We start from the raw sequence: 14,023 nt of genomic DNA, 5'->3' as shown, positions 1-14,023 counted from the left end.
GTTATGTGTTAATATCTAATTGAGATTTTACAAGCTGACTATAGCGTCCTCCCAACTGCATTAACACTTCGTGATTGCCTATTTCTACCACAGTTCCGTTTTGCATTACCACTATTTGGTCAGCTTTACGAATTGTGCTTAGGCGGTGAGCAATGACCACTACTGTTTTGTTTTTAAAAACATTGTCTAGAGCAGTTACTATTTTCTGTTCGTTTACCGTATCCAAGGCGTTGGTAGCTTCATCTAAAAAGAGAAAATCGGGATTTTTATAAAGGGCACGAGCGATTAGGATACGCTGTTTTTGTCCGCCACTTAACCCGCGACCATGTTCTCCCATTTTAGTTTGGTATCCTAACGGGAGACGCTCAATTTCTTGTGCAATATTAGCTGTTTCGAGGGCGTTTTTTAGACGTTCATAATTGATATTTTCATCGTCGAGCACAATGTTGTTGAGAATAGTATCATTAAAAATCTTACCGTCTTGCATTACTGATCCACATTTTTCTCTCCACTGTTTTAATCCTATATTGTTGATGTTCATATTGCCTATCATAATCTCGCCATACGAGGGCTTGTAAAGGCGCAAAATGAGTTTTAGCAAAGTAGATTTCCCGCTACCACTATCGCCTACGATGGCGGTTACTTTTCCTTCGGGGATAAGCAAAGATACGTTTTGCAGTACGAAAGGGGCATTACGAGAGTATTGAAAGCTCACATTGTTTACAAAGATATTTTTAGAAGTTGATAAGTCAAGCGTGTTATTACCTACACCTTCTTGTTCGTCTTTGAGTTCGTGTATTTCATTAAGTCGCAAGAAACTAATTTTGGCAAACTGATAAGAAATGATAAACTGGATAAACTGATTTACAGGGGCGTTGAGCATACCAATGATAAACTGAGTAGAAATCATTACTCCAAAGGTCATTTGCCCTGCTATCACAGCCTTGGCACAGAAGAAAGTAATGGCTAAATTCTTAATATTATCGATAAACTGGGCTCCTATATTTTGCAAATTAGTAACATTGAGGACTCGGACATTCACTTTGTAAAGTTTAGCTTGAATATTTTCCCATTTCCAACGTTTAGGGCGCTCATAGTTATTAATCTTAATATCTTGAATACCCTCAATAGCTTCTACCCAATAACTTTGATTTTTAGAAACTAACTCAAAATACTCCCAGTCTAATTTTTTGCGAAGTTTTAAGAATGCCATTACCCATACTACATACAAAATGCTCCCAAAGAGGAAAATATAGAAAATAATGCTGTTATAAAGAGCTAAAATAACCGCAAATACTACAAATGTGAGCATAGAGAAGAGCATACCAATGGAGTTGTTCATTATAAAACTACGAATACGCTCGTGGTCGTTAGCCCGTTGGAGGATGTCTCCTGTCATTTTATTTTCAAAGAAAGTGATAGGGAGAGACATTAGCTTGATAAGGTAGTCGGATATGAGAGCTATATTGACACGCGAAGTGATGTGTAGTAGTATCCAGTCGCGTACTAAGTTGGCAAGCAGTATACTCACATAGATAGCGATGTTGCCGATGAGTAGGATGTTGATGAAATCAATATCGTGAGTTTGTATACCTACATCAATTACAGCTTTGGAGATGAAGGGCAATAGTCCTTGCAATACAGTGACTAAGAACATTACCACAAAAAGAGTGATAAAACTACTTTTATAAGGACGTAAATAGCCTAAAAAGGATTCAAAGGTTTTACGTCGGTTCTCTTTTTGTTCAGCGGTTTTTTCATAAAAGGTAGATTGAGGTTCTATAGCCATCGCCACTCCCTTTTCTTCACCTTTTTTATACCATTTTTCCTTAAATTCTTCAGCGTTATAGGTAAGATAGCCTTTGGCAGGGTCGGCTACATAAATTTTAGATGTTTTAGGATTGGTTTTGTAGACTACTATAAAATGGCTGTTATCCCAATGAATGATTACAGGGAGAGGGAGTTTATAAAGTAAATCATCAATGGTACATTTCACTGAGAGAGACCTTAGTCCAAGGTTTTCACAAGCATACGATAAATCAAGTAATGAAGCCCCTTCCTTTGTTACTCCACACAAGTCTCGCAAGTACTGAAGAGAGTAGTATTTGCCATAGTATTTGCAAATCATTTTCAAGCAGGCTGCTCCGCAGTCCATCATATCCATCTGCCTATCAAGAGGGAAGGTTTTAAACTTCATAGTTGTTTTAGTTTGTTTTTAGGATTAATATTTATCGCTTTTGAAGTAAAATCAGTAAATACTCTGCGACTATATTCAAAAAATTCTGAAATACTTCTATTTCTTTGGGTTGTAATATCAGAATAACCGAAGTTTTTTTGTTCAGAAATAAAGGGGAAAAGGGTTGCTTTTTTGTTGGTAAGTTTTGATAGCCATTCATCAATAACATCTTGTCCTTTTACAAAATTGGTATTTAAAATTTTCGAAAAAAACGGTTTGTAAATAACAACGAATTGGGTACACCAAAAAGCGTCTATCCAAAAACGGTTTTTTGCGATGGGAATAATACTTCTGAAACCACCTCCAATGCCCCCCAAGAGGATATCGGTTTCTTGTTTTCCGGCTATGATGATATTTTTCAGCAAATATTCCCAAGAGTAATGTTTAGTAAAAAAATGGTCATCTTCTACGAAAATTATTACGTCATCTTCATTTTTTTGAGCGGTTTCAATTACTTTTCTCAATGATAGATATAGTCCATAACTTCCTATTTCGTGCGTAATAGCCTCAATAAATTTAATATTAAATTCTGGTTTGTTTTCGAACTCTCTTTTTATATGGGCTAAACGGTCGGGGCGAGATTTTAGGTTTACCACATAGGTAGGAATAGCTACATTATCTATATTCATAGGATTGGTAAATTAAACAGTGAGATTTTATTTTGGATGCAAAAGTATTAATTTTTTTGAGATTGGAAATGTTTTAGGGAAAATTTTCTGAAGTGAAGATGTGATAAATGGTAGAACTTTTTGCTAAGATAAGATAAGAAAGGAAAGTTATAAAAAAACAAAAAAGAGCTTTCTTGCTTAAAGAATTTTTATGGTTAGCTTATACAAAGTTTAGACAATTGTTATATAAAAGGGGTGTATATACTTTATTTATAGTATTTTATATTGAAATATACTTCGAGAGAAACTAAACAACTGATAAACGGTTGTAGTACGATGTGACCCATACGAACAAATGAGGATACATATGCAAGAGAGAATACACATATTCTTGACTTGATAATATTAAAATTAGTTAATGTTTTGTATGCTCATAAAACAATTGAAAACTTAATAGTTATAAGGGATTTTACTATATAAAAACAGAAAAACACATTAGAAAGTGACTCAAAAAATTATGTTATTTTTTTAATAAAAGCTTGACAAGTATTTGCTTTATACATACCTTTGCGAGATAAATTAAAAAATAAACAAAATGAAAAACACATCAAAAAACAGAGAAAGAGCTAAATTGCTTTTAGCAGGGCTCAAAGCCGAATTAGAACTCCTCGAGGCAGAGGAAATGAACAGTTGTAAAGCAGGTTATGGAGGTCCTGTGCCTAACTTTCCTACGGGGTACTTTTTTGCGGGAGGAACAGGAGGATTTTTTCACGATAACTCTAACTCTAATGGAGGAGGTAGTGATTGGGATACTGTGCCTGGAAATGGAAGTGAAGAAGACCCTTACCAGCTACAGGAAGTGGAAGTTGGAGGATCTTCAAGTAGTAACCCTTCTTATGGAGGAAGTTCATTTTACGGAGGAAGTTCATTTTACGAAGGAGGAAGTTTTTCTAATGGAGGGGGAGGTGGAGAAAGTTCTTCTTTTTCTTCTTCTTCTTCTTCTTATGGGGGAGTCACTCCACAAACGGATTGCTTTTTTCAGTGCTTAGGATACATCTCTAGTAAATATGGGTATCATTATGATTCCTCATATTATGAAAATCAATACTATTCCAATTATGGTGAAAGAGGAATGGGAATAAATCCTTCTTATATAGATTCGTTTAGTTCAAACTATTTTTCACGTTCATATCTAAACCTTGATTCTCCTAACACAATGGAGAACTTTGTAGCTAATCCTAACAACTCTTTAATAGTTATTTATAATGTTGGAATGGGCTCTGATGGGGTGTTTGAACAACACGCTGTCGTTGTAGAACGTATCTTTGGAGATACAATACTTTGTGTAGATCCGCAAGATAAAAGTAGTTATAAAGTAATTAAAAAAGATCAAATTGTAAATTATCTCGCTGTAACGGGTAACTGTCATTAAAATTTAACGATGAAAAATAAGTTAGTAGTAATTGCTTTATTGTTGTTTTTTTGTGGATATTCACAGAATGATACGGAACGCTTTTTTGCTTATATGTTAAAAAATGCAGAAATAGAATATCAAGATTTTAAAGGTTTTGATGTTATAGACGTAGGAGAGACAAAATCTTTTTGCTCACACCCAAGATTAGATTGTTTTGTTATTATGCATAAAACAGTAAATAATGAAAAAGATATTTGTGCAGTATATGAAGTTCTTCCTAAGAGAATTGATGGTAAAGAAGTGTGTAATGATTGTAATATGTTTGTCCCTCTTTATGAAGCAGATATAGATTTAGGTAGAGTTTATTATATTGATAAAAATGTGCTTAGGGATAAGTATAATGCTACAGAAGGGGCCTTTTTTTATTTAAAAATGAGAAAATCATTAGAATCTAAATATTCTTTATGCAAAAAAGTTTATATACAAAAGGAAGGTGTAGGTCGTATTTCTATTTTGTTATTCTATAATAAGGAGAATGAAGAATATATAAGTGATCTTATTAATCAGATGTATTTGTCGGTGAGATTTAAGGAGTAGTATAATATCTTATATAAAACAAATTTAAACTTATATAGATGAAAAACACATCAAAAAACAGAGAAAGAGCTAAATTGCTTTTAGCAGAGCTCGAAGCCGAATTAGAACTCCTCGAGTCAGAGGAGTTGGACAGTTGTAAAGCGGGGTATGGAGGTTTTGGAGGGTATAACGAGTATGGTAATCTTTCGGGCTTTGTGATTAGAGGGGGTACAGGAGGTTTTTTGTCCCCGTCTGATAATCCTATTTATCCTTCGGATAATGTAGGAGGAGGAGTTTCAAGAGGTAGTGATTGGGATACTGTGCCTGGAAAAGGAAGTGAAAAAGATCCCTTTCAATTAGATGAAGTTACTGTTACGGTACCCAAACCTCAGCCATCATATAATTATGGTGATGTGAGAGACTATAAAGGTTATCCTTTTTATTATCCTACAAATCCCAATGATAATCGAGAAGAAACTCCATATGTACCTCGTTATGATGGTGGTAGAGGAGAAGGATATATTCCTAACACTCCGCCACCTACAGACCCTCCTTTAAAATTAAAAAACTTACCTCATATGTGCCCACAGGTAGGAAGAACAGCTATGTGTGGTATCTTTGCGTTTGATTATATTTCTAAAATTTATGGTGGAGATAAAAAGGGAATAAACAAAAGTGATTTTGCGGAATTAATAGGGATAGATAGTAAAGAAAAAGCATTTGATAACTTCTTTTTTAAGAATATAGGGATAGACGGGGATGGATATAAGAAGATTGCAGATACATTTTTTGAGAATGAGAAGATTTACAGTGATGAATTTTATAAAGTTACTGAGTCTTTGAAATTGGGTAACCCTATTATTTCTGTTTATGGAGACTATGATGGGCGTACAAATTCTGTAAAAGATGGGCACGCGGTAGTTATTGTAGGATATGATTCGAAAACCAACAAACTGACAATTGCTGATTCTCTAAGTTCTACGGGCATTAGGGAAGTTAAATATGATATTACAAAATTTCACGAAATGAGATCTATAAAAGGGATGAAAGGATTAGAGGGAGAGGATCGGAAATACAAAAATAACGAAGATTGGTGGAAAGAATGCGGTATATGAAATTAATAATGACTTTATTTTTGTTTTTTTTATCTGTTTTTTTATTTGCACAAGAAGAACACCCTTTTGACTGTGAAAATTTCAGAGTAGGACAGATGTATACAGGACAACAATTGACTATAAGGCTCAGAACTATAAAAAAAGATTTTGAGATATATTCAGTATATGGTTATTTTAATAAAGCATTAGAAGTTCTTAATAGTCAATTGGAGAGTTACGGCGTAGCTCATAAGGAAAGAGAACAGATTATTAAGCAAATTAGGAAAATGAGTGAATGGTCAGGTAAGAAACTCCAAGAGTACGGTTTAAAAGAACCTCAAAACTCCGAGTTAATATCTATTTTTAATCATTTTGATTTTACCAATTTCACACAAATAGACCCTCTAACAATTAAAATTTCTTTGAATCAAGTTATAGAGAAGTATTTAAATAAAGAAAAAGCAAAAGAGGTGATAGAAGGCTTATTGGAGAAGAATTTTAATTGTAAGTGTGCAGTTAGCTATTTGGAAGATAATTTCTGCTTTTATCAAAGAGCAGGTACTTTGATAGAAGGCTATGGTGCTATTAGTAAAGACATTAAGGATTATCGAGCTTTTTTAAAAGATTATTTAGGCAAATGCAGTATAGGGAAATAATTATCATTTTTAGATAGATTTACCAACTATTGTAGTTTTTGTAGTTTTAGAAAGTATAACTCTTAATAGTGAGGGCTTTAGAATTTATAATTACTATGTCCTACTGCTAAGATTAAAGGATTAAATGCTATATATGAAATCACTCCTAAATAAAGGATAAGAACAAAAATGTTTAAAAGATTATGACTCATTAAATTACAGCCTATCTGATATAAAACTTTATTTTGCATAGAGGTGTAGCGTTTCTAATGGTTGGGGATGCGATTATTCATTTCTTAAATCAAAAGATAATGAGATGTTTGTATTTCTATCTCTTGATACTGTCATCAATGCTACTAATAAAGAAAATGGAAGATGAACCATAGATAACTACTTACTTGGAAAAAACAGCCGAGAAAAGGCAAGAAAAAGTAACTCATTACACTCCCTAGCAAGCTAAAAAAGTCTTTAATGCTAATACAGCTTTTAAGTATACTTTTAGCTTACTTCCTACACTTTACCTTAAAGAAAATGGGAAAGAATATAAAAATATTGAGAAGTTATTTATAATTCATAAAGAAAATAGCCTTATAGATAATACCTGTTTTTATACCAATGAAACTAAATTTCAAAAATATTGGGAACCTTTAGAACGTATTCTGCGGTATAAAGAATAATATATCTCGACCATTACAATTATTATGCGAATTGCTTTTTTATCATCTTTAGACCCTTATAATATACAGTCTTGGTCGGGAACACTATACCAAATGCTTGCGGTCTTACAACATTCACATCAAGTCTGTTGGGTAGGAGGAGATTTCTTTGCTGAGAAACGTAGTGTTCACTCTATACAATATCCTAAACGTGTTTTTATTCCAGAGATGTATATAGATTATTGGGCTGAGCTACTCAATGATTTTTTTCAACATCATATCTTTGATGTTATTATTGCAAGAGATTATTTTTTATTGCACAATTAGAAACTAACATCCCTATTGTATACATAGGAGATACTACTTTAGATTTAATGAAGTCTTACTTACAACTTTCTCCTCAATTTATTGCTTTTGCAGATGAGATAGAACAATTGGCTATACAACAAGCTACCTTTGTGGTTTACAGTTCGGAATGGGCTGCACGAAATGCGATTGAGCATTATAAAGCTTCTCTTGAAAAAATAAAAGTAATTGAATTTGGAGCTAATTTTACTACTGATTATTCATCTGTACCACAATGGAAAGAATGTTGTCATTTACTATTTGTTGCAAAGGACTGGAGAGAGAAAGGGGGAGAAATTGTTTTGGAGACTTGTAAATATTTAAAAACAAAAGATTTTCATTATAAACTTACGGTTATAGGTTGTTCTATAGATTTAAAAAATCCTGATGTTGAGGTAATAGGTTATTTAGATAAATCAAATCCTAAAGATTTATTGCTTTTAATAAAAAAATATAAAGAAGCAAATATCTTTTTGATGCCTACTAGGTTTGATTGCTTTGGTATTGTATATGCTGAAGCAGCTTCTTTTGGGATACCTTCTTTTGGTACTGATGTAGGAGGAGTAAGGCAAGTAATCAAAGAGGGGATTAATGGATATTTACTGCCAATTGAAGCCAAGGGAGAAGAATATGCTCAACAAATTATTAAGCTTTACACAGATAAGAGGAGATATAAATCTCTTTGTATATTGGCTCAGAAAGATGCAAAAAAACGATTGAATTGGGAGGTCTGGAACAATAAGATGACCCAGTTGTTTAGAGAGATTAAATAACAGCAACAGCGGTATGAATGCTTTATTCATACCGCTGTTTGTTTTGTTAGTATATAATTGTTACTTGTTACTTAGGCTAAACAGATAACGTACTCCTGCAAAGGCTTGTACACCTTGTGAAGGATAATACAACCATTTTTTATAGTGTTCACTGGTGAGGTTATTGGCTTTTAAGAATACTTGCCAATGTTTGTTGAAAGTGTAATCGGCGTGGAAATTGATATCAAAATAACCTTCCAAAGAGAGCTTCTCGGGAATAGGATTTGCAACAGTTACGTAATCGAGGTCGTAACGTTTTCCTACATAAAAGAAGTCGAATCCAGCAAATAGATTGGGTAATATTCTAAAATCAGTGAAGAGAGATACTCGTGTGCTGGGCAAGTTCCAAGCGGTTTTATTTTTCTGTACACGGGCGTTATAGTTATTATATCTTCCTTCGAAGGTAAAAGAGAAAACATCTTTTATATTTCCTCCGATAGAAGCCAAAAGCTCCATATCGTTTACTTCGTCGTACACTAACTTAAAAGAGTTGTTATATTGATAAGGCAATATTTCGGTGGCGATAGTAGGTGTCTCGGAATTGGTAGTAAACAGAGGCATCTCTTTGTATTGGCGGTAGCTTCCTTGTATGCGGTAAAGCAAATCGGAAGTTACTTTTCCTTTAAGGGCTACAAAAGCATCGGCTTGCACATTGGTAGGCTTAATTTCTTGCATAGGTGAGAGAAAAGGATTCTCTTTGGTGAGTTTCTCTACTGTGTTTTGTTGCATAATACCGCGTATACCTGCGTGCAAAATAGCATCGGCAGTAAGTGGATAAGAAGCCTCTACATCGGGATAAGCTTTAAACTTGCTTTCATCGGACTGGTTTGCATCTACATACATCAAAGCAACGCCTAATTTTAAGTCTAAATTCTCAATAGACAAATGATAAGAAGGATTTACCCCAAAGAGCGTCCAACGATTGTTAAGCTCGTTTACTGAGTTATTTTGACGAGTAAAACTACCATTGTAATAATCGAGAATTACATTGGTACGAACTTTTTGGTCATCGGTAAGAGGAATTTCGAAGGTGGGTTGTGCTTTTACATTCAATTCTTTACTATCGAAATGGTCGTAGAGCCCACGTACGCTGAAATCAAGTCCTTTAAAGTAAGGATTAGACCATTGGAGGTAACCTCCTACACCATAATCGAAATAGGTTTGGTGTACGTCATCTACTTTTCCAATCAATTGTTGTCTTGTATAAGAAGCGGGACGGATACCATACCAGTTGTGCAAACGGCGACCTATATCGGCATTGAGCCCCCAGAGTACATCTTGGTTCTGAAAATCATAACGCAACTCAGCCGATGAGAGCACATAATTGGTATCGGTGTATACCTCGTCCATATCATCATTGGCTGAGATGTGATTCAGTAAGAAAGAAGCGTTACTGTTATCAGTTACAGGGAGAGTGATATTGGCATCGGCATAAAAGGTATTGAGCATACCGAAACCTCCACCGAAATAAGAATCTAAATAGTCTTCGCGAACGACTTTTGGTTTCACCGAAGCTGCTTTGCCTTTTTCGGGAACAAAAGTAGAGGCTACCGGTACCGAATAGATGGTATAGTTGATTTGCTTTTTCTTAACGGTAAGCGAATCTTTTACGTTTGCATCTTCACGCTTTTTGTCGGCGTCGGCAATTGTAGGAGCATATGATTTTACCACATCTACCACTTTGGTAGAGAGGCTGTCTTTACGGCTTTGAGCGACTGCCATTGTTGAGGCAGAGAACAAAAGCATTGTTAGAATATATGTGATGTGTTTGTTCATTTGTTTAGAAATTAGGGTTTAGGAGGGAGATTCAACTTTGCCAAAGGTGCGAGCCACACAGGCAAAAACTTTGACAAAGTGTATATTAACCATTAACCATTAATCATTAACCATTATTTTACTGATGAATTACTTTTAGCGGCTTCGGCTTTTACTACTGCGAGTTCTTTTTTGGCTTCGGCTACTATTTCAGGGAACTCTTTAAAGTTTTTAATTACACTTTCTAAGACGTAAGAGGCTTGATAAGCGTCTTTGAGTCCGTAGAAGTTTTTAGCCATTACGATAAGGCTCTTAGCAGCGAACTCTTTGTGTCCGCCATAGTCTTTAGCAATCTTTTGAACTACGTCATTAGAGGCTTTGTAGTTACCGTCTTTATTTTTAAAATAAGCATCGTAATACAAGGCTTCGGCAGCAAGGCTACCCGTAGCGGTTTTCTGTACCTCTTGGTAATATTTGCGAGCTTGGGTTTCATTTCCTGCTTGACTATAAGCACGAGCCAACACTATATAAGCATCGTTCTTGATACGGGTATCGATAGATTTTTCTTCTAATACCTTATTGGCATATTCGATAGCTTTATCGTACAGTTTTTCGTTATAGCACACGCGCATTAGGTTGCTTTGTGCATAAGTTTTGTTCTGTGCGATAGTAGCGGTTCGTTCGAGGTCTTCGAGATAAGGTTTAGCTTTTAGGTAGCTACCTGCTTCAAGAAGGATTTGACACACACGAGTAAGCGATTGCTCGCCGTATTCATTAGAACCGCTTTTGGTTACATTTTCGTAATGCGTAAGTGCTTTGGACTTTTGTCCACTATTGAAATACATTTGTGCTAAGTAAAACTCGGCATTGGTGCGACGCATACCATTAGGGAACTCTTTAAGGTATTTTTCAAAACCTGAAATAGCCTCTTTGGTATTGTTTTGCATATATTGTCGTTCGGCAGCTTCATAAGTAGCACCTTCGAGTTCGAGGTCGGTTACCTCTACATATCCTAACCCTTTAGCCCACGATGCGTATTCGTTTACGTTACCCATATCTACATAAATGAGTTTTGCGGAAGCTACCGCTTGTGAGGCTTCGTTGGTATTAGGATAGTCTTTCGCGATAGTTTGGAAAAGCGTTAAGGCTTTTTGGTTTTCGTTCCTATTATAATACACTAAACCTTCGCGGAGCATTGCACGAGGTACGAGTACATTGCCTTTATACTCTTTGGCGAGTTGCTGATAGTACTGTAATCCCTTTTGAGTATTTCCTTTGGTTACATAAGCATTCCCTAATTCAAACAAAGCGTTAGGGCGCAGATTAGAGCTTTTGTAGTTCTTAACGAAACGCTCTAAGTCTTCAATTTTGCTATTGAGGCGGTCTACGAACCCATAACTAATAGCCTTTTGGTAGGCGGCATAATCTTGGTCAGAAGATTTAGCTTCGATGAGTTTGTTATACCCTTCCATTGCAGGCCAGTATTTACCTGTTACGAAGTAAGAATCGGCGAGACGGAGTATAGCGTCGTGCTTCCAACTACTGTTCTTAGGGTTTTGTTTGAGGTACTTCTCGAAATTAGCGATAGCACCTGCATAGTTTTTTTGATTGAAATTAGCATAAGCTAAACCGTAAAAGCCTTTGGCATACTCTTCGGTTTTAGGAGCTGATGAATTATGGAGAAACTGAGTAAAATAGGACTCGGCACCTTTGTAATCTTTCAGCTGATAAGCAGTTTCACCAGCCCAATAGGTAGCGCGAGCGGCAAGCGCAGAATTACCACCGATGGCTTTCTGCAAATATTTTAACGCCTCGTTGTATTGCAATTCATTAAAAAGCTCTAACCCGCGATAGAAGGCTACTTTTTTATAGGTTTCTTTGTCCTTAGGGTCGTTAGACTTTTCGAGCAGACTGATAGCGGCTTGATAGTTACCAGATGAAATATAAGAGTCGACTAAGAGCGACTGTATTTCGTCTTTATGGTCGTTAGGATAAGCCGAAGCGTATGCTTGTAGCACATTGGGGACACTCTCGTAAGGGTTCCCGATTTCATAACTGAGGCGGGCGTAGTTCAGATGAGCATCTTTTTTAATTTGCTTATCGAAGTCCATTTGAGAGGCATTGCGAAAAGCGTTAAGCGCCTCTTGTTTTTGGTTGGTTTTCAAATAGCATTCGGCTAAATGATAATAGGCATTTTGAGCGACGCTATCGTTTCCTCCTACGATTTTGTTGAACTGCTCGATAGCCGCTTTATAGTCGTTATTTTTGTAATAAGCGTATCCGATATAGTAATAATCGGTATTGGAGAACCTACCTTTTTTACCTTTATAGTTTTGTAAGTAAGGGATTGCTTCTTTGTATTTTTTGAGGTTGAAGTAGCTTTCGCCTATAATCTTATTGAGCTCAGATACTTCTTGAGCATTTTTGGTTTTAGCGAGCTGTTTCTGTCCTTCGGTGATAGCTTCTTGATAAAGAGCTTGTTTGAAGTACATATTGGCTTGGAAGTAAGACACGTTTTTGGTGAGTGAAGCATCTTCTTCTTGTACTTCGCGGAAGTAGCTTTCAGCCTTAGAATAATCGTCTTTATCATAGGCGATATATCCTAAGTAATACTTGGCATTGGCACCGTATTCTTTGGTGTTTTGTACCGACTCGAAATAAGGTTTAGATTCGGCTTGTTTTCCGGTTTGGAAGAGGCAAAAACCTTTTTGGAAGTTGTATTTAGCTTTATCGCTACTGCTTATGCTTTGGTCGTCGATAGCTTCGTACCAAGCGAGCGCATCTTCGTAGTTGCCCTGCTGATAATAGATGTTAGCCATTTGCAAATAGGCTTCGGAGCTCAGAGGAGAGTCGGGGTGATTGACGATAAAGTTATTCACCAGCGCATCGGCTCCGTCTTGATTGAGGATAGCGGCAATAGTGGCTACGTAGTATTCACTTTGGGTTTGGATAGCTCTATCGGGATTGGAGGTTTGTTCTTTTCGGAACAAGTTCTGTGCAGGCTGATAGAGCTTGCGATTGTAGAGTTCCACTGCCTTTTGGTATTGGCTTTGTGGATGGGTAATCATTTCAGTTTCTTGTGCCCATAACAGAGGGCTAAACGCCATCAGTGAGAGCACTGAAAAAAGTGTTTTTTTCATAATGTTTTAATAATTAGATGTTAGGATATGAGGAATAGATGGGGCAAAGATAAGAAATAATTATGAAATACGAATAAAAAGAGGAGAAATATTTGTGCGAAGGGGAGATTGGGAAATGAGGTGCGAGCCACACGGGCAGGGAAATGAGTAAATGAGAGAATGAGGAAATTTGGAAATGAGGAAATGAGGTTCGAGCTTGAGTTAGAGGAATGAGGCTATGCCTTGTGAAATGGGGAGAGAGGTTCGTCGGAGTTTTGGGAGAATCTTAGAGAAGTTCTGAACTTTCGGAAGATATCGGAGAAGTTCGAAAGAGAGGAGAGAGGGTTTTTGATGAAAAAAGGGTGTAAGAAGGGTGGGGTTAGGATATAGAAAGGATATAGGAATGATGAACGAATGATGAACGATTGGTATAGGAAGGGTATATAAATGATTGGCTTATAGTATAATACAACAAGGCTAAAAATGGTAAAAACGGGGTTTCGAGGCGAAAGAAAAAGGAATAGGTGATAGGCCTTAGGCCATAGGCACTAGGCGGGAGTATGACGAAAAAGGGGAGAAATGACGAATGACGAATGACGAGTGACGAATGCGGACTTCTGTTCAAAGGGGGAATGTGGTGACGGGAAAGGGGAGAGAAATTAGAGAATTAGTAAATTGGGAAATTAGCAAATTGGGAAATTAGTAAATTAACGTGAGTTCGACGTAAGAAAAGTGTAGCTTGCGCTACAGAAATCTTACAAATCTTTAAAAAA

9 protein-coding genes are annotated in these 14,023 nt (G+C 36.1%); 5 read left to right on the top strand and 4 right to left on the bottom strand.

Features of this window, described 5'->3' with window-relative positions; translation table 11 throughout:
- Position 1 precedes the first annotated feature (1 nt).
- The gene (locus tag HW279_RS02615; protein ID WP_178957855.1) at positions 2 to 2,197 is read right to left on the bottom strand and encodes a peptidase domain-containing ABC transporter; all 2,196 of its coding nucleotides are present in this window, start codon (positions 2,195 to 2,197) and stop codon (positions 2 to 4) included.
- The gene (locus HW279_RS02610; RefSeq protein WP_178957854.1) at positions 2,194 to 2,865 is read right to left on the bottom strand and encodes a glycosyltransferase family 25 protein; all 672 of its coding nucleotides are present in this window, start codon (positions 2,863 to 2,865) and stop codon (positions 2,194 to 2,196) included. Before HW279_RS02610 ends, HW279_RS02615 begins: the two co-directional genes overlap by 4 nt.
- Before the next feature lie 574 nt (positions 2,866 to 3,439).
- Between HW279_RS02610 and HW279_RS02605 the strand changes: the two genes are divergently transcribed.
- The 5 genes from HW279_RS02605 to HW279_RS02585 all read left to right on the top strand — a co-directional run bounded on the left by HW279_RS02605 (position 3,440) and on the right by HW279_RS02585 (position 8,337).
- The gene (locus tag HW279_RS02605) at positions 3,440 to 4,276 is read left to right on the top strand and encodes a hypothetical protein (RefSeq protein WP_178957853.1); all 837 of its coding nucleotides are present in this window, start codon (positions 3,440 to 3,442) and stop codon (positions 4,274 to 4,276) included.
- A 9-nt stretch (positions 4,277 to 4,285) separates the two neighbouring features.
- Positions 4,286 to 4,855 carry a hypothetical protein gene (locus HW279_RS02600; protein ID WP_178957852.1) on the top strand — a complete coding sequence of 190 codons (570 nt, stop codon included), beginning with the start codon at positions 4,286 to 4,288 and terminating at the stop codon, positions 4,853 to 4,855.
- Positions 4,856 to 4,893: 38 nt separating this feature from the next.
- Positions 4,894 to 5,949 carry a C39 family peptidase gene (locus tag HW279_RS02595; protein WP_178957851.1) on the top strand — a complete coding sequence of 352 codons (1,056 nt, stop codon included), beginning with the start codon at positions 4,894 to 4,896 and terminating at the stop codon, positions 5,947 to 5,949.
- Positions 5,946 to 6,584: a hypothetical protein gene (locus HW279_RS02590; RefSeq protein ID WP_255495758.1), complete on the top strand. Its 639-nt coding sequence runs from the start codon at positions 5,946 to 5,948 to the stop codon at positions 6,582 to 6,584. Before HW279_RS02595 ends, HW279_RS02590 begins: the two co-directional genes overlap by 4 nt.
- A gap of 1,009 nt (positions 6,585 to 7,593) precedes the next feature.
- Positions 7,594 to 8,337: a glycosyltransferase family 4 protein gene (locus tag HW279_RS02585; RefSeq protein ID WP_178957850.1), complete on the top strand. Its 744-nt coding sequence runs from the start codon at positions 7,594 to 7,596 to the stop codon at positions 8,335 to 8,337.
- Positions 8,338 to 8,397: 60 nt separating this feature from the next.
- Here HW279_RS02585 and HW279_RS02580 read toward each other — a convergent pair whose 3' ends face one another.
- Both HW279_RS02580 and HW279_RS02575 read right to left on the bottom strand, forming a co-directional pair.
- Entirely contained in the window at positions 8,398 to 10,152 is a 1,755-nt protein-coding gene (locus HW279_RS02580) for a TonB-dependent receptor (RefSeq protein WP_178957849.1), read from the bottom strand.
- Positions 10,153 to 10,265: 113 nt separating this feature from the next.
- The gene (locus HW279_RS02575; protein ID WP_178957848.1) at positions 10,266 to 13,271 is read right to left on the bottom strand and encodes a tetratricopeptide repeat protein; all 3,006 of its coding nucleotides are present in this window, start codon (positions 13,269 to 13,271) and stop codon (positions 10,266 to 10,268) included.
- Positions 13,272 to 14,023 lie beyond the last annotated feature (752 nt).

Source organism: Capnocytophaga sp. oral taxon 903 (assembly GCF_013394785.1).
Taxonomy (GTDB): Bacteria; Bacteroidota; Bacteroidia; order Flavobacteriales; family Flavobacteriaceae; genus Capnocytophaga; species Capnocytophaga ochracea.
The sequence above is the reverse complement of the archived record's forward strand: the minus strand, read 5'-3'. Positions and strand labels throughout refer to the sequence as shown.

Bases quoted from the DNA above. Each gene is read 5' to 3' on its own strand.
- HW279_RS02615 (WP_178957855.1), bottom strand. From the start codon at position 2,197: ATGAAGTTTAAAACCTTCCCTCTTGATAGGCAGATGGATATGATGGAC.
- HW279_RS02610 (WP_178957854.1), bottom strand. From the start codon at position 2,865: ATGAATATAGATAATGTAGCTATTCCTACCTATGTGGTAAACCTAAAA.
- HW279_RS02605 (WP_178957853.1), top strand. From the start codon at position 3,440: ATGAAAAACACATCAAAAAACAGAGAAAGAGCTAAATTGCTTTTAGCA.
- HW279_RS02600 (WP_178957852.1), top strand. From the start codon at position 4,286: ATGAAAAATAAGTTAGTAGTAATTGCTTTATTGTTGTTTTTTTGTGGA.
- HW279_RS02595 (WP_178957851.1), top strand. From the start codon at position 4,894: ATGAAAAACACATCAAAAAACAGAGAAAGAGCTAAATTGCTTTTAGCA.
- HW279_RS02590 (WP_255495758.1), top strand. From the start codon at position 5,946: ATGAAATTAATAATGACTTTATTTTTGTTTTTTTTATCTGTTTTTTTA.
- HW279_RS02585 (WP_178957850.1), top strand. From the start codon at position 7,594: ATGAAGTCTTACTTACAACTTTCTCCTCAATTTATTGCTTTTGCAGAT.
- HW279_RS02580 (WP_178957849.1), bottom strand. From the start codon at position 10,152: ATGAACAAACACATCACATATATTCTAACAATGCTTTTGTTCTCTGCC.
- HW279_RS02575 (WP_178957848.1), bottom strand. From the start codon at position 13,271: ATGAAAAAAACACTTTTTTCAGTGCTCTCACTGATGGCGTTTAGCCCT.